Below are 21,515 nucleotides of genomic sequence, written 5' to 3'. Positions count from 1 at the left end.
TAACAAATATTTAGTGCAATAGTCTAAAAAACTTATCGGAAAATTAACTTTCATTATGAATTCTAGAAATGAAACATGAGAAAACAATAAACATTTAAAGATCGCATCGTTGCACATTTTTGCTAATTATTAGATACACTAGAATATATAACTTCATCGGGCAAATAAACTTTGGTGTAAAAAATGATCGATACGTATCTGATAAACATGGTGTTTTGGATAACAGCATTCGCTGTAATAGGAGCAATCCTACAGATGAAAACCAAAGCGTTTGGAATAACATTAGGCTTAGGTGGTGTAATGTATACACTCCTATCAGCGGTACAAGATGCAGTAAACGCAGGCCCAACAATACTCGACTATTTCCCATTTCCAGCAGCTGAAGCTTTAATAATACCTTCATGGTTCATTTCAATATTGTTATTCGCAGTCTCAATGGTAGTAAGTTTTGCAGTGGAACGATCAGTACATCAACCAACATTCTAACAGTCTACAAAATTTTTGTAAAACTTTTTGTTTTGCAATATCAGATATTTAGAATTAATTTTATTAATATTGTATGACATTTTAATATTAATTTTAATACATCATCACGTTAAATATTTATTTCACCATTTTTTTATATACCTTGAGGGTAAGGTAATGCTAGTTGAGTTTAGGTTTCATGGAAGAGGCGGTCAAGGCGTCGTGACTGCTGCAGATCTTCTCGTAAAGGCTGCTTATTTGGAAGACAAATGGGGTCAATCATACCCATTCTTCGGCGCTGAACGTAGGGGCGCACCTGTAGCTGCGTATGCAAGAATTTCAGATAGACCATTAAAGGTTCACTATCAAATTTATGAATCCGATGTGGTAGTCGTCTTAGATCCTTCAATACTTAAGCTGATAAATGTAACAAGCGGACTTAGAAAAAACGGCGCTATCATAATAAACACCGGAGGAAAAGAAATCGAACCACTAAAACTAGAACATGGAACAGTATATACAGTGAATGCAACAAAGATAGCAATAAAACTAAATCTAGTAGCTGCTGGATGGCCAACAGTAAATACAGGGATCCTGGGCGCTGTAGTAAAAGCAACGAATATAATAAAAATCGAATCATTAGTAAGAGCAATTAAAGATACATGGAAAGGAAACATAGGCGAATCAAACGCTAAAGCAGCATTAATGGCATATGAGGATGTGATAAAACTATGAGCATTAAAATACCGTTAACACCAATCTCACGCCCTGCCATAGGTGCATCAGGTAAAACTGGTTCATGGAGGACAGCGAAACCCATAATTAATTATGACAAATGTAAAGATTGTCTCATATGTTGGATGTACTGCCCAGAAAGTTCTATAGCAAGAACTGAAAAAGATAAAGTACTAATAGAATATGAGTATTGTAAAGGTTGTGGAATATGTGCTAACGTTTGTCCCTTTAAAGCTATTGATATGGTTGAGGAGGAATAAGAATGGCGCAAACATTAGTTATAAATGGTAATCATGCAGCAGCCTATGGTGCAAAACTTTCAAAAGTTCAGTTCATATCAGCATACCCTATAACACCACAAACTGTTATAGTAGAACGATTAGCACAAATGGTAGAAATCGGTGAATTAAACGCAAAATTTATTAGGGTTGAATCAGAACATAGCGCACTCGCAGCATGCATAGGTGCGGCATCCACAGGACTTCGAGCATTCACAGCAACATCATCACACGGATTAGCATACATGCATGAAATGGTTATTTGGGCTTCAGGAGCACGATTGCCAATAGTAATGCCAGTAGTGACTCGAGCCTTTGCACCACCATGGAGTATTTGGGATGAACATACGGATATACTATTAGAGAGAGATACTGGATGGATAGTATTCATGGCTGAAAATAATCAAGAAGTCCTTGATACAATAATACAGGCATACAGAATCGCAGAAAACGAAAACGTTCTATTACCGGTTATGATAGGAATGGACGCATTCATACTCTCACACACAACAACACCAGTTGAGATACCGGACCAAGAGCTTGTGGACAATTTTCTTGCGCAAGAAAGCAAAAGATCATTTATCCTAGATCCAAACAACCCAATAACGCATGGAAGCCTTACATATCCAGAATGGTATATGGAGTTCAGGTATCTTCTTTATAAAGCAATGACAGACGCAAAATCAGTAATAAAAGATGCAGCGAATCAATGGGCAAAACTCACAGGAAAATACCACGGAGATCTGATAGACTGTTATAAGTGCACAGATGCGGATGTAAACATGATAACAATAGGATCACCGTCTGGTGATGCAAAAGAGGCAGCTGATATACTTAGAGCAGAAGGATACAAAACCGGTGTGATAAGATTACGTGTAATAAGACCGTTCCCATCAGAAGAACTCAGACAAGCAGCACACAATTCAAAAGTTCTCATAGTAGTAGATAGAAACTTATCACCAGGAATAGGTGGAATATTATTGAACGAAGTAAAGGGGGTATTTCAAACAATGAAAAAACAACCCCTAGTGCACGGGTTTATAGCAGGACTAGGAGGACGTGACATAACACTCCAAAATTTCATATCAATGTTCAAGAGAGGTTATGAAATATTAGAAAAAGATGAAGAGCCAGGTATAGAATGGATCAACCTTAGAAGGGAGGTGCTCTGAATGACATCAATAAGAGAAATTCCTAGAGAAGAATACCTACTACCGGGCACCGCAGCATGTCCAGGATGTGGTTTTACAATAGGATTAAGAATGGCACTAAAAGCATTGGGACCAAAAGTAATAATGGTTGTACCAGCAGGATGTACATCAATAATACAAAGTCCATACCCGTATGTTTCAATAGGAGTACCATTATTAAACATTGCATTTGCTGCAGCCGCTTCAACAGCATCGGGAATAGCAGCGGCATTAGAATATAAAGGAGATAAAGAAACTACAGTCCTTGTATGGGCAGGAGATGGGGGAACAGCAGACATAGGAATACAAGCACTTAGTGGAGCAGCAGAAAGAGGTGATGATTTCATCTACGTATGTTATGATAATGAAGCATACATGAATACAGGTATTCAGAGGAGTGGAGCAACACCCTTCGGAGCATGGACGACAACCACATGGACTGGAAAAAGAGAGTTCAAAAAAGACGTTCCAATGATAATGGCAGCACACAGAATACCTTATGTTGCAACAGCATCAATAGCATATCCTATAGACTTTTATGATAAATTGAAAAAGGCAAAAACGTATAGAGGATTAAAGTACTTACATCTACATGCACCCTGTCCACCAGGATGGAAAATTCCTACAGACAAAACAGTCGAAATAGCAAAATTAGCAGTAGAAACAGGATTATGGCCATTATATGAGATAGAAAATGGAGAATTTAGATTAACAGGAATAAGCAAGATGCTCCTGGATAAAAAGAGAAGAAAACCAGTAGAGCAGTACATAAAAGTACAGGGTAGATTTTCAAGCATGACCGACGATGATATAAAAATATTACAAAAATGGGTTGATGAACAGTGGGAGACTTATGCGCAACTAGCTAAAACTAAATAAGAACAAAAACTAAAAAAGTGCAAAAATGCTTCAGGATTATGATCTACCTTCTAATTTTTGCAACTATTAGAAGTATTATACTCGTAATAACGAATGCCACTCCTATAATTAGGAAAAGTGTTTTTATAGCCTCCATAGTGGTTCTGCTGGCAGCTCCTAAAATGCTTGGGTATGAAGTTGCTGCATAACTGGTCGTTAAAGAGAGAAAGCCTATAATTAATAGTGTTATGCTTAATGTTTTATACTCTTTTTCGATGTTAATAGACGATAATTGTTTTGCAAGGTTCTCTGGCAAGAATACAGTTGTTGATTTTAATAAAATCGGTATAAGAAATAGAGTAAAAGGTGACATTGTAATGAACCAAAACAATGTTAAACCTATTACAAAGCCAAGTTGTGAATAAAAAGGAAGCATGGTAACAAACTGAATTGGTGGATATAATCCAATATATGCTGCTAATAAAACTCCTAGAGCAGCTATGGAATTCCCTATTAAAGATGTCACGATTGCCACTAATATGAACCTAGTCCATGAGAATTTTTTATGGAGGAGTAGACCAACTAAATAAAAGCTAATAAAATTGGCAGGCGTACCCGATACAAGACTTAACCATGGTTGGCCATACCTTAAGATGCTGGCAAGTAAAGTACCTATGGCAGCTCCTACGCCACCCACATAAGGTCCAAACACAACTGCAAAATAGAATGGTATCACTACTGCAGGTCTAAATTGCCCTATTCCATAAGGACTTTCAATATATGACGTTACATAAGATCCAGCAAAATATAAAACAGCGTTCATAGAGGTCAGCGCTACCATTAAGGCTTTAGATTCAGTTCTTTCGCTGGTCATATTTCTCAAAGCCTTAAAGTTTCATATAGATTTAAAGTTAATGATTAAATAATTAAATCGGTTTAAATTTTTAACAATATCTCGTCGTTCACACTGGATAACAAACCTTCAATCTCTCAATTAAAGTGTTAGCAGTAAAGTTTTAAATAAGTCGTATGATTTTTACTTAGATCTAAATGGATTATATCTTTTCACATAAAAGAGATTGCGATGGGTTAATGAGTGCAGCAATATATTTAAGAGCAAACCCTAGTGCGCAAATCCTTTTAATTGATTACTATGAACATGAAATAGCCAACATGCTGAATATTTTTAATGAGATTATGTTAAAGGAGGACAGAGGTACTATCGTGATAACAGATTTCATGCCAATGGAAAGTGTCAGTCAATTAATAATCAGTGCATTTAGTAGGCTTAAAGATAAAGGTTGGAGAATTGTGTGGATAGACCATCATCAATGGCGTGAGAATGTGAAAAAATCTATATCAGATGTCGCTGAGATTTATATAAATACATCGTACTGTGCATCTGAGCTGATGAGAAAAAAGTTTGGTAATGATGATAAAATTTACGATATTCTCGCAGAGATTGGCAAAGATACAGATTTTCACTTAAACCTTTATCCGATCTCATTGTTACTAACTGATATAATAACATTCTATAACTATTCACAAAATGAAGAGAAACTTAAAAAGTTAGTTTATAAATTTGCTCAAGGAATTCTGTGGGATTATGAAATGAACAGAGATTGGAAAGATTATATGATTATGAAAAAGAAAGCAATTAATGAACTAAAACCAACAATCGTTAGTAAGAAAATTAACAATTACATTGTTTCAGTTGGATTTTCAAGTAAGCTGATCTCTTATTCAGAAGCACTGGATATTATAATGGAAAGAGATAACAGTGATCTAGGGGTTGTGGTTTTCCCTGATGGATCACTGATATTAAGAAGAAAAGAAAACACTATTATAAAATGTAACAAAATTGCCGAATTCTTTGAAGGCGGGGGGCATCTGTTCATAGCCGGAGGAATATTACCAAAAGATTTACGAAATAAATATGAAAGAAACATTTGGCAAAACTATGTTCTTAATAAAATAAGTGAAGCTCTAAAAGTCATTGAATAAACATTAAAAATAAAAATGCTACAAAAATTTTTCTAAAAAAGAAAACATTACAAAAAGCTCAACAAGAAAGCTTTTTTCCTGTATTTAGCTGATTGAGCGTTACTATATTTTGCTTCTGATGGATTCTATGTCCTCTTTCGTAAGTCTCCATCTTAATGATCCTTCAAATTCTAATACTCTCTCAATTTTTTCTGTTTTTGGTATTGCAGTCACCATGGGGTTAGAGATAAGATAATTCAACGCTATTTGTACTGGCGTTTTATTGTATTTTTTACCTATTTCGGATAAGATTTTATTGTTAGAAACTTTACCTCTCTCTAATGGTGTGTATGCTTGTATTGTTATACTATGCTCTATAGCGTATGGTAATAGGTTATCTTCTATCGTTCGATCTAACACGCTATATTTAACTTGGTTTACTACTATTTCATGTTTTTTGGTTGATTGTATTGCTTTTGCAAGCTGACTGACGTTAAAATTGCTCACACCTATGTACCTAGTATATCCTGCGTTAGCTATAGCCTCTAGTATTCTGATTTGTTTTCCGATTGGTGTAAAGGCTCTAGGCCAGTGTATTAAGATTAGATCGACAGTGTTAATTCCTAACCTTGAAAGACTCGAGCGTGCAGCATTTAATGCATCATTAACATCTGAAAAATGTTCAGGTAAAAGTTTAGTAGTTATGAAGACATTTTCTTTACCAACTCTTTTGATAACCTTGCCTACAAGTTCTTCTGTATGGTACATCTCTGCAGTGTCTATCATATTAAGCCCGAACTCTATAGCTTTAGTTAAAGCCTCTTCTGCTTTATTAAAATCTCTTATACCCCATGTCCCAATACCAACTGCAGGTACTGTTTCTCTTGTTCTACCTAAAGGTTTACGATCTGAGACATCCAAATACCACATTTTTTATCACAATACTTTATAAAACTTATATTTTAAAATTAACGCAAATAATTAAATAATAATGAAAAATCGAATAAATCCTTTATTTTATGAACATGCTCTCAGTGTTTTGATTAAAATGACTCCTGTTAATCCAGGTTCAGTCCGAGCTAAGTACTGATTATGTCATTACGCGCTTTAGAAATTTCATCTTTTAAAGAACTAATTTCCATGTAGAGAAACATTGTAATACTTGTGCATTACAGAACTAAAGTTTATTTTCTTATCGTCGTGATCGTAAGATACTGAAGTCAATTTTAAGATACTCCTGTGGTTTATCTTTGAGGCCGTGGAATGAAAACCTTATTCTGATGAATGTAGCGCGTTTATTTTATATTTATTTGTGTTTTTGTATTACGTGGTGTTGAAAATGGTTAAAATTCTGGTTACTGACCAGGTTTATGAAAGTGGTCTGAAATTGCTTAGAGAGAATGGTTTTGACGTTGATGTTTTATTGGGAATTGATGAAAGCAGTCTTGCTAAAATTATTGGTAATTATGATGGATTAATCGTAAGAGGAAGGACTAAGGTTACTAAAAAAGTTTTAGAAAATTCTGGTAAACTTAGGATTATAGTGCGTGCGGGTGTAGGACTTGATAATATAGATTTGAATACTGCGAAGGAAAGAGGCATTTCTGTATTTAATACTCCTGCAGCTCCTTCTGTTGCTGCTGCTGAGTTAACTATTGGTTTGATTATATGCATCTTGAGGGGTATTGGTAAGGGTTATTATGATCTTAGGAATGGTAAATGGAGTAAGAGTGAACTTATGGGTCATGAGGTTCGTGGTAAGGTGGTAAGTATTATAGGGTTTGGAAGGATAGGTTATGAAGTTGCTAAACGTCTTAAGGCGTTTGATGCAAAGGTTGTGGTTTATGATGTAGATAGAAGTAGAGAAACTTTTGCGAAAAGTCTTGGCGTTGATTTTGCTAACAGTTTAGAAGAAGCTCTTTCGGTTGGTGATATAGTCACACTTCATGTACCTTTATTGCCTGAGACTAGACACTTAATTAATGCTAATACGATAAAAATTATGAAACGTGGAGCATATTTAATTAATGCAGCACGCGGTGAAGTTGTTGATGAGAAAGCTTTACTCGAGGCATTAAAGAATGGTCAACTATCTGGTGCCGCCTTAGATGTGTTTTCAGTTGAACCTCCTAAAGAACCTGTGGAGCTTGAATTACTTTCTCTCCCAAATATAATAGCTACTCCGCACATAGGAGCTCAAACGATAGAAACACAGGAAGCAGAATCAGTAGAAGCTGCTAGAATCATTATAAATTTCTTTAAGAAGTGAAAACTTTTAATACTTATCTTATTACGGGATTAAAACTTGTTTAGGATCATTTTTCTCTGCGGTTAAAAAATATATTAACCGATATTTATTTCAAGATATGCTGAAATGAACATTGTGGAGTTAAGGAATGTAGCAAAGGTTTATAGATTACCCAAAGCACCAGAGGTTTGGGCATTAAGAAATATAAACCTTAAGGTAAGAAGGGGGGAATTTCTATCTATAATGGGGCCCTCAGGTCATGGGAAAACCACGCTACTTCAGATTATAGGATTGCTTGATAAGCCAACATCTGGAACTGTTATTATAAATGGTGTTGAAGTGGATAGTCTTAATGCTAATGAGCTTGCTAGATTTAGAAACAGAGTATTAGGGTTCGTTTTTCAACAATATAATCTGATTAACAGAATGACTGTTCTAGAAAATGTAGAAATACCATTAATAATAAGAGGGATTCCTAGAAGTAAGAGGATTGAGATGGTAAAAGAAGCATTAATTATGGTTGGTGGGGATCTCACATGGCTTACCAAAAAGCCTACACAATTATCAGGTGGTCAGCAACAAAGAGTGGCAATAGCAAGAGCTATCGTGGGTAATCCAGAAATAATATTGGCAGATGAGCCAACTGGTAATCTTGATTCGGGATATTCTAGGATAATAATGGAGACATTTATAAAACTTAATAAAACTGGTAAAACAATAATCATGGTTACACATAATCCTGAAATTGCCATGTGTAGTGAAAGGATAGTATTGATCAGAGATGGTATAATCGTTGGTGAAGAGAAACCAGACCCCACTAAAAGCATTCTTTACAGTAAACGTTAATCTTCTATTATATTTTATGAAAACAAACATAAAAATTTAAATTTATCCGGAAGTTATTAATCTGAGTAAAAGTGAAAAGTCAATTTATTATTACATTTTTAATGATTTTTATTCTGTTAGAGGTTCCGCTATACTTTCAAGCTGTATTTGCTTCGAGTAACTTTACATTAGTGTCTGCATTATGGGGTTCTCAATCTAATCCCCAAAAAGTTTACCCTGGAAGTAGTAACGTGAAGTTTATTGTTCTCATTAGAAATAATTATTCAAACTTAGTTAATGTTGTTGGATATCTTAGTTTACCTTATGGATTTTCTGGCATAAACGGTGAAAAGATTTTAAGTGCTGTTGGTTACATATCAACAAACAATACTATAAGGTATAATATAAACAAGGGAGAGGTCTTCGAACTTGACTATTTCTTAAATATAGCTAGCTCTTTGATTCCTGGTACTTATTATGGTAACTTAACATTAAATTTCACTAACTCTACATTTTCGAGTGGTAATTTTACTATGAAAGCCCCGATGACTGTTAGTAGTTTTCCAACATTTAGCTTTCAAATTATTAGTGTTTACTGGTCAACAACTGGAGGTACTGTAGTTAACGCAACACCTGGTGCAAGAAACATTGGGCTTAATGTTGTTCTTAGAAATATTGGTACTGACAATATAAATAGTATATCGGCTCAGCTCACTCTAAAAAAGCCATTTAGTCCCAATAAAGTCATGAGCAGTGCACAGCAAGTAAATAAAGGTAGCATGTTTACATTAACGTTTACCGGTATTTCAATTGATTTTGCTAGTATGCCTGGTAATTATGTAGAACAACTAATGATTAATTCTACTTTTGTCGGGTATGGAGGAGCCACCAACGTATACACAAACGTGATCAATTTATCATTAGTGATAGGAAACTATTCAAGCGCAGGAATACAGATTGTTAACGTTCAATGGGATGGTGGCATAAAAGTTTATTCTGGATCCAGGAGAGTTTCACTAGATGTAACGGTACAAAACATGGGAAGTTACACAATAAGTAATATGTTGGCACAAATAATTCTCCCGAATGGTTTCACTAATGCCTATGCTCTAAACGTAATTAATGAGACATCTACTGCTATCTTAAATTATGGAAATAGTATTACTTTAAACTTTAGCCCGATATATGTGAGCAATTCTACAAAGCCTGGCATCTATTATGCTAGACTTATTATCATATCAGTAGTTTCAATAGATAACACAGATTTGATAGCAATGGATAATTTTATTATACCGATTTATGTTAATGACTTAATAACCCCTATAGATCTAGTGAGCGTAGAATGGTCTTATAATGGAAACCCGGCACCTGCTCTACCAGGATCACAATATATAGTGCTTTTAATTACTTTTGTAAATAGGGGAGAAGACACATATTCAGGTTTTCAACCTAAGTTACTCCTACCTCAAGGATTTACAGTCTTTGGAATTAGTGTAGACTCCGGACCTGTTACACCAGGCTCAATGTTTACAATTAGGTTTTATATGAACATTAGTGATGCCATATTGCCAAGGAATTATGTTGCGAATTTGACCTTAAGTTTTAGCGTAAACCCCTCAGGCACAAATACTGTTGGGTCAATGAATTTCTCAATACCACTCTACATAATGGATCCTAAAGGTTTTGATACTAGAATCCACATGGTAAATGCCTATTGGGGGACAGGTGTTCCTAATCCAGTTTATCCAGGGTCTAAAAATGTGCCTCTAACAATTGAAATTGCTAATGTTGGACTTTATACAGCGCAGGCTGTTCAAATAGGTGTTTCCGCTCCTGAAATTTTCATACCAATAATTAATTCAACTGGCGTTGCATCTACATTACCTTCAGGTTCGTTTGCTTCTGCTGTTCTATATTTTGATATATCACCACAAACAATTCCAGGATCTTATATGTTCTCGGTAAGTATAAAATATTTTATAAGTATTTATGGTGCTACAATATACAGAAATGTTAAGTCTGCTTCTATGTTATACGTATCTCAACCACCTTCAGGGCCTCCATATGTTAGTATAGTTAGCTCAGGTTGGCTTAATAATTATCCTGTATATCCTGGAACTCAGAACGCTACATTTAATTTAGTTATAAACAATGAAGCACCGTTTTCGATCGCAGGTGTTCACTTAAAGCTCGTTCTGCCTAAGGGATTTACACCAGGAGTTAATGGGATAGAATCATACATAGCAGGCCCAATACAACAATGGCAGACTGCATCTGCAAGTTTTAATATAAATGTTGATCCAAACATGATGCCCGGATTATATGCTGCATCTTTAAGGATTGATTATGTTTTATTGAGTGGAGGAAATAATTTAAAAGTTAGTGAAGAAAAAGAGGTAACATTACGTGTGAATTCATTGGAAGGTTTTGAATATATCACATATAACTGGGTTGGATATGCCCCTAATCCAGGTGATGTAGGAGCTACATTAATTGTTCTTGTCAGAAATACAGAGGTGCCAACTTTGAAGGGAATTATTGCAGAGGTTCAGCTACCAGAAGGTTTTAACTCCACAACAACTGGAATGAGAATTTTAAATGCGACACCTTATATATTTACTTCTATAAATCAGGTTCAGAATTTATTACAGCGTACACCCGTTCCTAGTTTACAGCTTGCGGTTCCTCAGCAGGTAACACAGGCAAGTATTGGAGATTTTCTTGCAATACCTGTTTCAGTATCTATTAGCAAAAATGTGGTTCCAGGTTATTATCCGATAATCATAAAGCTTAATTTTTTGGATCAGTGGAATGTTGTTAGGAATGTCATAGTTAATGGAATCTTTTGGTTACCGGGTTCATCAAATATTATTCAAGTTGTTGAAGGAAAATCTAAACTATTAGTTGGTAATAGAACTGCAGAAATTAATATATACTTTAAGAATAATGGTTCATCGTCAGTTTATAATGTATATGTTGCGATAACCAACACAGAGGCACCAATCTCAATATCATCAACTGTAAAATACATACCTGTAATTGGGCCTAACTCAGAAGTACCTGTGTCATGGATTGTGTCCGTAAATCCATCAATCAATTATCTAGGATCAGTACCAATAGTGCTTTCGATTACTTTTGTTGATCCTGCAGGTTTCAGGCATAATTTTACTCAGACAGCTATTCTTTTTATAGAGGGTCTTGCTAAAATAAAACTCATCGATGTCACAGTCGAACCAGAACCTGTTTATTCAGGTGCCATGGTAACAGTATCGACAACATTAATTAACTTAGGAACTTATAAGGCTGGAAATGTTGAAGCATGGTTGGAAGGTAGTGATATAGTCACGCTTCCTAGTTCATATACATTTGTGGGCGATGTAGACGTTGGTTCACAAGTACCAATAAGTTTATCAGCCAATATAAATAATATAACTGTAAATAAAATAACTGTGTATATTGTAATTAGATTTAGGAATGTCTTTAATGAAATAACTACTGAACGTTATCCAATAACCCTAAATATTACGCATAAACCTTCACAGATACAGACGCAGACGCCAAGTCTTATTTTACCAAATATGTATGAGCTTTTAATAATTGTAGCTACCGTTATATTTCTATCAGTAAGCGGGTACATGATCTATATCTTGTACAAGAAAACAAAACATTGAGTGAGTGTTTATGATAAGGATTACTGATATTTTTAGATTTGCTTTCTCTACACTGACTGAGAAGAAACTAAGAGCCATTCTAACCATAATAGGAATAGCTATAGGTCCTGCTGCTATGGTTACAATAATAGGTACAACTCAAGGGTATTCGTTAACTATAGTAAGCAGTCTCACGTCATTGGGTCAGAATGTTATAGTAGTTTTTCCTGAGAAAGGTTATAGTTTTACTGATAATACAGTTAATGCTCTTAAATCATTAAGTTACGTGAAAACAGCAATACCGTTTTATACTTCTCAGGGTGTGATAAAAAGATCCGATGGATCTCAACTCACTATTTCAATTTATGCAACAAATCTAAGTGAATTATTTAAAGTTGTTCCTAGTTTAGAATTTGAAAGTGGTGTTATTCCCAGTCCCACATCATATACGTCGGGTATACTAGGTCACGATATAGCATATAAGGATAACAATAGGCTGATTAATGTGGGTGATTCTGTGGGAATAAAAATTGCTATTTCAAAAGGTAGTAATTTAGAAATAAAGAATATTAATGTAAGAATTTCTGGCATACTGGGTAAGTACGGTAATGCGTTAGTCCTTAACCCTGATTCTACATTGTTTTTACCTCTTCAGGCTGGTCGTTCCTTATTCTCAATGAATAATTATAGCGGTATACTCGTTGTTGCAATTGATAGTGCACATGTAGTGAATGTGGTTGATGGAATAAAAAATAAATATAAAGATCTGGTAACCACGTTTGCATTTCAGCAGATTGCTAATATAATTAATTCGGTTGTGGATACATTAAATTTTCTTCTTTTTGCTTTGTCTTCATCAGCATTTAGTGTGGCGATTACTGGTACGATGGCTACTATGTTTACATCTGTGATAGAAAGAAGCAAAGAAATAGGTGTACTTAAGGCAATGGGTTATTCCAATGCGCTTGTGCTACTGTTAATCACAACTGAAGCACTTTTAATGAGTCTACTGGGAGGTATAGTAGGTGTGATAATCGGAACCATTGGAGCTAATGTTCTTTCTTCAACAGGCTCATTTGTAATTAGAGGAGTAAGTGAATCAATAACAATAAAAGCGGGACCTTTAATAACTACTGATCTAATATTGAGATCCATAGGTATGGCTATAGTTGTTGGTGTAGTTGGAGGTTTTATACCAGCTTATAGAGCATCAAAAATACAACCAGCTATCGCACTTAAATATGAGTAGTAGTTAATATTTAAATATCCTTCTCTATATTCTTTATTTTCTTTAATATGTAACGATCTATTATTGCTGTTAAGCCATATTTACTGAAGGCTTCAAGTTCAGCTTTTAGTCCTATCTTCTTGAATGACTTAAGTTGCTCTGCCCATATACCATCATTGTATCTAGGATCTCTTTCTAATGTTGTCAAACGTTGTGTGTCAATAGCATTCAGTTTAAGTGCGGGTAGCTCATACTTTTTAATATCTGTTGCCCAAATTCCTATCCACTTAGCATTAGGTGTTGCCAGAAATGGTATATGAGCTGCTTGTGCTGAACCTGATGTGATAACTCTAGCAATGTGCATTCCCCACGGATCCGCATCTGTAAGAATATAAACTGGTAGTCCTAATTCCTCATGTAATCTTCTTATGACAATTCTAGTAAACCTTGGTGCTTGTCCTCCAGTATCTATAAGAATCGCATTCAATCTATTGTAGAGTCCTTCTTCTATGAATCTTCTAAACATGGCTCCTTTCTCTACAGCTATAACCATTTTTGCGCTTGTTTCAATGAATTTTGCTGTTGCTATAGAAAGTCCTATGTTTTTGCCATCTGGATCTGACATTAGATTTACTCTTAGTCCTGCGTGACTCTCAGGCGTTGTGTACTCAATCATTAAATCACCGAAGATTGAACTTTTCTCTTCAGGTAAAATGTTAAATGTTTCACGTGGTACGCCTAATATACTTTCTAGTTCAATGACTACATTATCTGATTCATCTTGTTCATCAAATTTGATCACTTCATCGTTGAACGAGTGATAATACAGATCTCTGAGGCTGCATGATTTGCCTTTATCCACCAGGTTAGTTTTTGCAAATGCTGCAACCCACATTAATCTTGCGAATGCTTTCGATTGCTTTATGTTTGAGCTACTTCTTATTGACATTTTTTCTCCTAATTTCACGACTCCTTTTTCTTGATCATATATGATGTTCGAAACACTTCTTACAGGCAATTTTATTTTAGGATACATGCCAGATTCTAATTGTTTATATACTTCAAGACCAAGAAGTTTTAATCGTTCTGACACATGAATTCTATCTTCGTTCATACTCATTGTTTTACCACCTCCTCTATTTGTGTCTCAGTAGGAAGGTTTACCAGTTCAGGTAATCCTGTAAGTTCAGAGGAATACTTAGCGATGAGCTTTAAATATTTACTCAAGACATTGAGTCTTGTACGGCTCATTTCTTCAACACGTTTCCTACTTAGATATGCAGATAAATATCTTGCATTCTCTCTTAATCCAAGCTCTATTTCTCTTGCTACTTCAGGCTGCTCCGCAATATACTCTTTTCCTACAGTCTTATAGGGTATTTTTGTAGAGCAAATGTGGACGAAGAATGCTATAGGTTCGTTGTAGATTTTAAGCTTATAATTATTCCAATCAATCTTTTTAATAACTTTCATTGATACATCATTATATACATCATAGAGAAGTGGAATTTTATTAGCAAACCTGTAAAGATTCACTTCACCCTCACCCGCGGGTTGTATTTTTCCTCCATAAGCAATTGCAGTTTCAACAATAAATGGATGACCTTCATAGGATGAGGGAGGCCTTTGAACAACATGCACGAATTCCGCGTCTGTAGATTCTTCAATGCCAATTTTTAACAGTTCCTTACCTATGGGTGAAAGACCAGATGCATCAGGAGGTAAAAATTCACTAAAATTTTTCATTGCAGCGGAAAGTTTTGCTATCATATCTTGATTTAATTTCTCAACACGTAAGTCTGGTTGAAAACCTGCATACCCTAAGAACTTTTCTGCTTTCTTGGGACCCACGCGTTGAAAATTTTCTATCAAAAACTCTTTTAATGTCATACCTTTAGACTTAATTATTAGTCTTTTTAATAATTCTACATCTACGCCATGTGGGTGCGGTAAAATCTCACGTGGTCTCTTTGGCATACTTTCCGTCTTTCTTTCAAACGCATACATTACACCATCTGGATCAATAAACTTGATTGATGCGTAGGGTAGTATTATGGATGTTTGCCACAAATATTCTATTATACGACTTTTGGCTTTATAATAGTCGCCTATAAAGGAGAAACTTATCATAGTTCCATGCCAACCGTCAGTATTTTCTAGAATTTTTCTTTTAAGTTGTAAAGGTTTGTTTTTTGTTATATCTATCATTAACTCATAATAATGAACAAACCGTGATCCCAATGTTGCAGATGCAACTTCTACTGTAGTATTGGCTGTGATCTGCCCATAAAGTATGGCCATCTTGCCACCTAGACCAAATAATCCTCTAGCTTGTTTCAATCTATATTTAGAACCATAGAAAACCTGCCCGAAGGCTAAGGGTATGTGTTCTTGAGGAACACCACCACCATTATCTATAACACGTATTTTGAATAAGTCTCCATTCTCTGATATTTTACTGGTAAGCACTCCGTTAGTATCGTTAATTCTTATCATACGTATCTCAACATCTGGTGTTATTCCGTTATTCTCGCACGAATCTAAAGAATTCTCAACGAGCTCCCTGAGTATTGTGTATGTAGCTCTGGCAGGATTATCAAAACCTGCTATTTCCTTATTTCTATAGAAAAAATCAGCGGGAGAGATGGATTCGTATTTCTCTTCTATCAATCAGGTGTCACCTCCTAAACTTTTTAGTGATTTTATTTTTTGAGCTGACTTAAAGCGTTCTAAAAATCTATAAACTACGGTATGCGGAGAACCGTTAATTAACATTTCTATGGCTCTTTTAGCTACTTGAAGTTGTTCGAAATCACCTATTATGACTATTTCATTATCACTGATACTGATACTAGCACCAGTCAACTCGATTATTGTAGATTTAGTTTTACCACCAGCTCCAATGATTCTTCCTTTCACTCTGATGATATCATTAGATGATGATAAGTAGTCTTTAAGGTTTATTATTTCCATAAAAACATCAGAATTACGTAATCTTAATGCATCATTTGGATCGAATCCGTGTCCATAGGCTTGGATCATTTCTCTCGCCCTTATTATATCGCTTTGCTTAGAATTTTTACTGACATCGATTGTAATTTCACCAGTTTCCTTTTTTACAGTAATTTTTGTTCCAGTAGTTTTTTCTACCTCAGAAATAAACCATGAGTCCTTATCTAGTATAGATTTAAGGCGAGCTTCAGGAATGCTAATAACGATCCTTGAGGGATACATACTGCTCACTGCTAATCCAAGATAAATTATACTTAATCTTATTTTTATCTTGTTAATATAGTTGTTTAAAGGTACATTTAATAAATATAAATGGAATGTTCTATCTTGAATTGCTCAACAATTCTTCTATTAAATGTTTTAATACACTTAGTTCCCCTTTTTCAACAAGTTTTAAAGCTTCAGATGTGCTGTTGTTTACAATGTCATTTACATTATAGCCGGATGACAAGTACCTTCTACCCTGCAACACTGTGGATACATGATCAGCCAACTTCACTAACTGTGCCTCGGTGCTCTTTCTTTCCAAATATTCTGCAAAAAATTTCTTTATAATATCCATCTCGTCTTTAAACATATCAGAGAGGATCATCATTTCTATGTTTTCTTTCATGCTTATTGAAAAGTATTTGCTTAGTGATCTAGGAATATCTCCAGTTATCGCCTCAGCCCAATCATGAATTATACTCATCGAAAGCACCTTTGATAAGTCGACCTGAACACCAGAATATATAACTCTTTGAGAAAACATGAGCGCAAGACTTGAAACTTCAAAAATATGTTCAGCAACAGTCTCACATAACTGTAATGGAACACCACGCTGAATCCATCCAATTCTAGGAATGTTCTTCAAAACACCTATAAATTCAATAAAGTCGTGAAACTTTGGCATATGAATACACTATTAATCTTCACATAAATATTTTATGCATAGAAGCTCTAACAGTAAATTTAAGGTTTAAGTAAAGAGTTTATTCAAAATAGGATAACTATACTTTCTTGATTTCTCTATGTTTCAGTCTTAGATTTTTGCTTTTACATTTTCTGCAACGCGTGGCATCCATTGGATTGTGTGCTCCGCATTTTCTACAGATTTTGTAACTTAGTTTATACATTTGCGCAAGCATTAATTTTTCGGGATCTGATATGGGCATAGTTACTCACAAAACACTTACTAAAACATCTATAAAACTTTATCGAAGTTATCATTCTAAAAAATCGGGATCATCGGAGCATAAGATCTAGAGTAGTTATTGTTTTAAAGGACTATTTTATGATAGAATTGGTGGTTAGGCTGCGTAAAATTAGTGTAGTAATACCAACTTACAATGAAAGAGAGAATATTAGCGAGCTTATTAAGAAGCTAGAATCGTTAGAGCTTAATCTAGAAATCATCATAGTTGACGATAATAGTCCTGATAATACTGCTGAAGAAGCTATGAAACTCGCTGATAAGTATAATAATATCAAGGTTCTTAAAAGACCCGGAAAACTAGGTCTTGGGTCTGCTATAGCTGATGGCATGAAGATTGCCTCGGGAGATTACATAGCAGTAATGGACGCTGATCTACAACATCCACCTGAAAAGCTTTTGGAGATTTATAAAACACTTGAGAATGGTTCCGACATAGTAATAGCTTCAAGATATGTAGAAGGTGGCATCATCAAAGGTTGGAGTTTTTATAGAAAAATAGTAAGTAAGGGAGCAACATTGTTAGCTCATCTGTTACTTCCTGAGACAAAGGCTATTAAAGATCCATTATCAGGTTTCTTTGCGTTTAAAAGAACTTCTATAAATAATTTTATACCAAGCACACACGGATATAAGATCCTCTTGGAACTCTTGTACCAATCAAAAGTTGAGAACATTAAAATTGCCGAGATTCCATATACCTTTATTACAAGAAAACGAGGTAAAAGTAAACTTAGCCTTAGCGAGATGCTACGTTATCTAAATTTAATACTTAAACTAAACGAATACAGAATAATAAAATTCATGATGGTAGGCGTGATAGGCATCTTGGTTAACGAAGGAGTACTTTACTATTTAGTTGAGAACAGTTTGAAGCTTATTTACGCAAGTCCATTAGCAATAGAAACATCAATAATAAGTAATCACTTATTAAATAACATATGGACATTTAAGACACGTAGCACTAAAAAAATTAATACATACTTGGACAGTCTTGCTAAGTATCATGTAAGTGTATTATTAGGTGCCATTGTAAATTTTGCATCCTTAGTGTTACTTACTAGTTTAGGATTTCATTATTTACTCTCAAACATTCTAGGTATTTTTCTAGGGTTCATAAGTAATTACTTATTCAGTGAACATTTTGTGTGGAAGCGACTGATCAAATAATGAGTCATAACTTATTGAAAATCTTTTCTATAAGAGATACTTAAATTGTCAAGGTTTTTCATCTAAAAGCAAAAGGTCTTCAATCATAAAGTATTTCTGATATAATATATGTTTATGATTGTTGGGCGGTAAATTTATAGATGTTTAAAACTTTTGTTAAGTGGTGAACGTTTTGAAGGCTGTTATACTTGCTGGTGGTTATGGTAAAAGATTGCGCCCCCTCACTGATAGTCGTCCAAAAGCACTAATAGAAATTAGTGGTAAATCTATTATTGAGTGGCAAATTGATTGGCTTATTTCTTATGATATTAGAGAATTTATAGTATGTGCAGGTTATATGAAAGAGAAATTTCTTGAAACCATAGGAAGTGGTTCAAAATATGGTGTGAAAATATATTATTCTATAGAGGATGAACCATTGGGTACAGGTGGAGCTCTGAAAAATACTGAAGCCTTATTAAAGAATGAGAATGGTTTTCTTACAATTAACGGAGATATAATAACAAACCTTAATCCCCTAGAATTGGCAAGAAATAATAATGAAAATACCGGAACAATGGCGTTAGTTCCATTGAGAAGCCCCTATGGTATAGTTGAAATTACAGATGGAAATTTTATTAAAAACTTTATAGAAAAACCGCAATTAGATTATTGGATTAATGCGGGTGTATACTATTTCAAGCCAGATGTCTTCAACTATCTTCCCGAAAAGGGGGATATAGAAAGAATAACGTTTCCAGAACTAGCAAAGATTAACAAATTAAATGCAGTAACATTCAAAAACGTATTTTGGAGATCCATAGATACTCAGAAGGATATTGAGGAAGTAGAAAAAGAAATATTGAAAATAAAACATTAGTGTTTAAATATACATGAACATAATATAGTTATCGAGCTATCATGAACACACAATCTAATATTAAAATAACTCGTGAACAACTAGCTAAAATGATTGAACACACATTATTAAGACCGGACGCTACCAGATCAGATATTGAAAAATTATGCAGGGATGCAGTGGAACATGGTTTTTATTCAGTAGTCGTAAATCCATCTTATGTTAGCTTAGCTGTATCACTATTAAAGAATACTGAAGTTAGAGTTGTAAGTGTGGTTGGATTTCCTTTTGGCTCAACATTACCAAAGGTAAAAGCATTTGAAGCAGAACAAGTATTAAAACTAGGAGCTAGTGAAATAGACATGGTAATTAATATAGGCGCTTTGAAGGATCATAATTATGAATTAGTTAAAAAAGATATTGAAGGAGTAATAAAAGTTGCCCGCAAATATAATGCACTTGTCAAAGTCATAATCGAAACATGTTATCTAACTGATGAAGAAAAAGTAATTGCCTGTAAAATTGCAGAAGAGGCCGGAGCAGATTTTGTTAAAACTAGCACTGGCTTTGGAACTGGCGGAGCAACAATTCATGATGTAGAGCTAATGAGAAAATCTATCAGCAAACATATTGGAATAAAAGCTGCAGGAGGAATACGTACAGCAGAACAAGCATTAGCGATGATAAAAGCAGGAGCTACAAGAATAGGTGCTAGCAGAAGTGTAGAGATCATTAACAGTCTAAGAGAACAGAGAACTTGATGAACTTTAATTTGGAAGATTTCATTTATTAAATAAAAATATTTATTTACTGGTCTTATTAGATAAAGGGAGAAAACGTGAAACTGTGGCAGTATATAGTATTGCGGGTTTTGCTTATCATACCTACGCTTTTTATTCTTTTATCAATTGTGTTTGTTCTTCTTCGTATGATAGGAGATCCAATAATAGCTATGATAGGCATGCGCGCTCCACCTAGTGTTGTAGCTGCAATGAGAGAACAAGCAGGCCTTAACAAACCGTTATACCAGCAATATGTAGATTACATCTTTGGTATATTGAGAGGTGATTTTGGGACTACGATGTCTGTTGATCATAGGCCAGTAATAAGTGTCATAATGGAACGCTTCCCTGCAACCCTTGAGTTAACGGTAGCTGCTTTTTTAGTTAGTGTTACTATAGGTTTGATTACAGGGACTGTTGCTGCATGGAAACGTGGTCTCCTTGATACTACAATGCGACTTTATAGCATTGTTTCGTATGCACTTTTTATACCATGGTTTGGGCTTATGTTACAACTTATTTTTGGAGTATATTTCAGAATATTACCGATTGGTCAGAGGGCTGATCCTGGTTTAGCACCACCGCATTACACTGGCCTCTATATTATTGATAGTGTTATGGCAGGAAGATTCGATATGTTGATAAGTACACTAAGACATCTCATTTTACCAGCGATTACTTTGGGTGTTGTACTCTCTGGTGTATACACACGTCTTTTACGAAATAATATGATAGATGTAATGGGTCAAGATTTTATTTTAGCATATTTTGCACGTGGAATTAGGGATAGAAAAGTCTTGGTTCATAGCTTAAAGAATGCATTTATTCCGCTTGTGACGATGATGGGGTTACAGTTTGCTATACTATTAACGGGTGCGATACTTACTGAGACAACATTTTCATGGCCTGGATTAGGCACGATGATTGTTGAAAGAATACAATATACTGATTATACAGCTGTCCAAGGTGCCGTAGTATTTTTCGCATTATTTGTAGCAGTTACTAATGTAGTAATAGACATCATTTATGCCTTTTTAGATCCCAGAATAAGCTATTAAGGT

21 protein-coding genes are annotated in these 21,515 nt (G+C 34.8%); 14 read left to right on the top strand and 7 right to left on the bottom strand.

The annotated features are described in order from the left end of the window. Nucleotides 1-183 precede the first annotated feature (183 nt). The 5 genes from QW128_01470 (at nt 184) to porB (ending at nt 3,547) form a co-directional block, all read left to right on the top strand. Nucleotides 184-486, top strand: coding sequence for a hypothetical protein (locus tag QW128_01470; GenBank protein MEM3832256.1), 303 nt, complete (start codon nt 184-186; stop codon nt 484-486). A gap of 156 nt (nt 487-642) precedes the next feature. Next, nucleotides 643-1,200 carry a 2-oxoacid:acceptor oxidoreductase family protein gene (locus QW128_01465; GenBank protein ID MEM3832255.1) on the top strand — a complete coding sequence of 186 codons (558 nt, stop codon included), beginning with the start codon at nt 643-645 and terminating at the stop codon, nt 1,198-1,200. Further along, nucleotides 1,197-1,460, top strand: coding sequence for a 4Fe-4S binding protein (locus QW128_01460; GenBank protein ID MEM3832254.1), 264 nt, complete (start codon nt 1,197-1,199; stop codon nt 1,458-1,460). Before QW128_01465 ends, QW128_01460 begins: the two co-directional genes overlap by 4 nt. Before the next feature lie 2 nt (nt 1,461-1,462). Beyond that, complete coding sequence (locus tag QW128_01455) at nt 1,463-2,650, top strand: transketolase C-terminal domain-containing protein (protein MEM3832253.1); 1,188 nt, start codon at nt 1,463-1,465, stop codon at nt 2,648-2,650. Continuing rightward, nucleotides 2,651-3,547 carry a pyruvate synthase subunit PorB gene (gene porB, locus QW128_01450; GenBank protein ID MEM3832252.1) on the top strand — a complete coding sequence of 299 codons (897 nt, stop codon included), beginning with the start codon at nt 2,651-2,653 and terminating at the stop codon, nt 3,545-3,547. Between the two features lie 43 nt (nt 3,548-3,590). Here porB and QW128_01445 read toward each other — a convergent pair whose 3' ends face one another. Further along, the gene (locus tag QW128_01445) at nt 3,591-4,400 is read right to left on the bottom strand and encodes a hypothetical protein (GenBank protein ID MEM3832251.1); all 810 of its coding nucleotides are present in this window, start codon (nt 4,398-4,400) and stop codon (nt 3,591-3,593) included. Nucleotides 4,401-4,576: 176 nt separating this feature from the next. Here QW128_01445 and QW128_01440 point away from each other — a divergent pair, with 176 nt between their 5' ends. Continuing rightward, nucleotides 4,577-5,530: a hypothetical protein gene (locus QW128_01440; GenBank protein MEM3832250.1), complete on the top strand. Its 954-nt coding sequence runs from the start codon at nt 4,577-4,579 to the stop codon at nt 5,528-5,530. A 102-nt stretch (nt 5,531-5,632) separates the two neighbouring features. Here QW128_01440 and QW128_01435 read toward each other — a convergent pair whose 3' ends face one another. Continuing rightward, nucleotides 5,633-6,439, bottom strand: coding sequence for an aldo/keto reductase (locus QW128_01435; protein MEM3832249.1), 807 nt, complete (start codon nt 6,437-6,439; stop codon nt 5,633-5,635). Between the two features lie 409 nt (nt 6,440-6,848). Between QW128_01435 and QW128_01430 the strand changes: the two genes are divergently transcribed. The 4 genes from QW128_01430 to QW128_01415 all read left to right on the top strand — a co-directional run bounded on the left by QW128_01430 (nt 6,849) and on the right by QW128_01415 (nt 13,481). After that, complete coding sequence (locus tag QW128_01430; GenBank protein ID MEM3832248.1) at nt 6,849-7,778, top strand: hydroxyacid dehydrogenase; 930 nt, start codon at nt 6,849-6,851, stop codon at nt 7,776-7,778. A gap of 105 nt (nt 7,779-7,883) precedes the next feature. Next, a complete protein-coding gene (locus QW128_01425; GenBank protein MEM3832247.1) occupies nt 7,884-8,603 on the top strand; it encodes an ABC transporter ATP-binding protein in 720 nt (239 codons plus the stop codon). 71 nt (nt 8,604-8,674) lie between these two features. Beyond that, entirely contained in the window at nt 8,675-12,253 is a 3,579-nt protein-coding gene (locus tag QW128_01420; GenBank protein MEM3832246.1) for a hypothetical protein, read from the top strand. A gap of 10 nt (nt 12,254-12,263) precedes the next feature. Then, complete coding sequence (locus QW128_01415; protein MEM3832245.1) at nt 12,264-13,481, top strand: FtsX-like permease family protein; 1,218 nt, start codon at nt 12,264-12,266, stop codon at nt 13,479-13,481. A gap of 10 nt (nt 13,482-13,491) precedes the next feature. Here QW128_01415 and QW128_01410 read toward each other — a convergent pair whose 3' ends face one another. From QW128_01410 to QW128_01390, 5 genes are all read right to left on the bottom strand, one after another. Continuing rightward, on the bottom strand, nt 13,492-14,580 hold the full coding sequence (locus QW128_01410) for a DNA topoisomerase IV subunit A (GenBank protein ID MEM3832244.1): 1,089 nt from the start codon (nt 14,578-14,580) through the stop codon (nt 13,492-13,494). Next, on the bottom strand, nt 14,577-16,130 hold the full coding sequence (locus tag QW128_01405; protein MEM3832243.1) for a DNA topoisomerase VI subunit B: 1,554 nt from the start codon (nt 16,128-16,130) through the stop codon (nt 14,577-14,579). The genes QW128_01410 and QW128_01405 overlap by 4 nt, the downstream gene beginning before the upstream one ends. After that, a complete protein-coding gene (locus QW128_01400) occupies nt 16,131-16,694 on the bottom strand; it encodes a KH domain-containing protein (protein MEM3832242.1) in 564 nt (187 codons plus the stop codon). Between the two features lie 100 nt (nt 16,695-16,794). After that, the gene (locus QW128_01395) at nt 16,795-17,364 is read right to left on the bottom strand and encodes an HD family hydrolase (GenBank protein ID MEM3832241.1); all 570 of its coding nucleotides are present in this window, start codon (nt 17,362-17,364) and stop codon (nt 16,795-16,797) included. A gap of 97 nt (nt 17,365-17,461) precedes the next feature. Next, a complete protein-coding gene (locus QW128_01390) occupies nt 17,462-17,626 on the bottom strand; it encodes a 50S ribosomal protein L40e (GenBank protein ID MEM3832240.1) in 165 nt (54 codons plus the stop codon). Between the two features lie 119 nt (nt 17,627-17,745). Between QW128_01390 and QW128_01385 the strand changes: the two genes are divergently transcribed. The 4 genes from QW128_01385 (at nt 17,746) to QW128_01370 (ending at nt 21,512) form a co-directional block, all read left to right on the top strand. Then, complete coding sequence (locus QW128_01385; protein MEM3832239.1) at nt 17,746-18,834, top strand: glycosyltransferase; 1,089 nt, start codon at nt 17,746-17,748, stop codon at nt 18,832-18,834. Between the two features lie 163 nt (nt 18,835-18,997). Further along, complete coding sequence (locus QW128_01380) at nt 18,998-19,693, top strand: nucleotidyltransferase family protein (protein MEM3832238.1); 696 nt, start codon at nt 18,998-19,000, stop codon at nt 19,691-19,693. A 41-nt stretch (nt 19,694-19,734) separates the two neighbouring features. Continuing rightward, nucleotides 19,735-20,433: a deoxyribose-phosphate aldolase gene (deoC, locus tag QW128_01375; GenBank protein ID MEM3832237.1), complete on the top strand. Its 699-nt coding sequence runs from the start codon at nt 19,735-19,737 to the stop codon at nt 20,431-20,433. A gap of 77 nt (nt 20,434-20,510) precedes the next feature. Continuing rightward, nucleotides 20,511-21,512, top strand: a complete 1,002-nt coding sequence (locus QW128_01370; protein ID MEM3832236.1) for an ABC transporter permease — start codon at nt 20,511-20,513, stop codon at nt 21,510-21,512. The last annotated feature ends 3 nt before the right edge of the window (nt 21,513-21,515 follow it).

It is taken from the genome of Thermoprotei archaeon, from assembly GCA_038881895.1.
GTDB lineage: Archaea > Thermoproteota > Thermoprotei > Gearchaeales > WAQG01 > JAVZOV01.
This window is presented reverse-complemented; position numbering and strand designations above follow the sequence as displayed.

Bases quoted from the DNA above. Each gene is read 5' to 3' on its own strand.
- QW128_01470 (MEM3832256.1), top strand. From the start codon at position 184: ATGATCGATACGTATCTGATAAACATGGTGTTTTGGATAACAGCATTC.
- QW128_01465 (MEM3832255.1), top strand. From the start codon at position 643: ATGCTAGTTGAGTTTAGGTTTCATGGAAGAGGCGGTCAAGGCGTCGTG.
- QW128_01460 (MEM3832254.1), top strand. From the start codon at position 1,197: ATGAGCATTAAAATACCGTTAACACCAATCTCACGCCCTGCCATAGGT.
- QW128_01455 (MEM3832253.1), top strand. From the start codon at position 1,463: ATGGCGCAAACATTAGTTATAAATGGTAATCATGCAGCAGCCTATGGT.
- porB (MEM3832252.1), top strand. From the start codon at position 2,651: ATGACATCAATAAGAGAAATTCCTAGAGAAGAATACCTACTACCGGGC.
- QW128_01445 (MEM3832251.1), bottom strand. From the start codon at position 4,400: ATGACCAGCGAAAGAACTGAATCTAAAGCCTTAATGGTAGCGCTGACC.
- QW128_01440 (MEM3832250.1), top strand. From the start codon at position 4,577: ATGGATTATATCTTTTCACATAAAAGAGATTGCGATGGGTTAATGAGT.
- QW128_01435 (MEM3832249.1), bottom strand. From the start codon at position 6,439: ATGTGGTATTTGGATGTCTCAGATCGTAAACCTTTAGGTAGAACAAGA.
- QW128_01430 (MEM3832248.1), top strand. From the start codon at position 6,849: ATGGTTAAAATTCTGGTTACTGACCAGGTTTATGAAAGTGGTCTGAAA.
- QW128_01425 (MEM3832247.1), top strand. From the start codon at position 7,884: ATGAACATTGTGGAGTTAAGGAATGTAGCAAAGGTTTATAGATTACCC.
- QW128_01415 (MEM3832245.1), top strand. From the start codon at position 12,264: ATGATAAGGATTACTGATATTTTTAGATTTGCTTTCTCTACACTGACT.
- QW128_01410 (MEM3832244.1), bottom strand. From the start codon at position 14,580: ATGAGTATGAACGAAGATAGAATTCATGTGTCAGAACGATTAAAACTT.
- QW128_01400 (MEM3832242.1), bottom strand. From the start codon at position 16,694: ATGTATCCCTCAAGGATCGTTATTAGCATTCCTGAAGCTCGCCTTAAA.
- QW128_01395 (MEM3832241.1), bottom strand. From the start codon at position 17,364: ATGCCAAAGTTTCACGACTTTATTGAATTTATAGGTGTTTTGAAGAAC.
- QW128_01390 (MEM3832240.1), bottom strand. From the start codon at position 17,626: ATGCCCATATCAGATCCCGAAAAATTAATGCTTGCGCAAATGTATAAA.
- QW128_01385 (MEM3832239.1), top strand. From the start codon at position 17,746: ATGATAGAATTGGTGGTTAGGCTGCGTAAAATTAGTGTAGTAATACCA.
- deoC (MEM3832237.1), top strand. From the start codon at position 19,735: ATGAACACACAATCTAATATTAAAATAACTCGTGAACAACTAGCTAAA.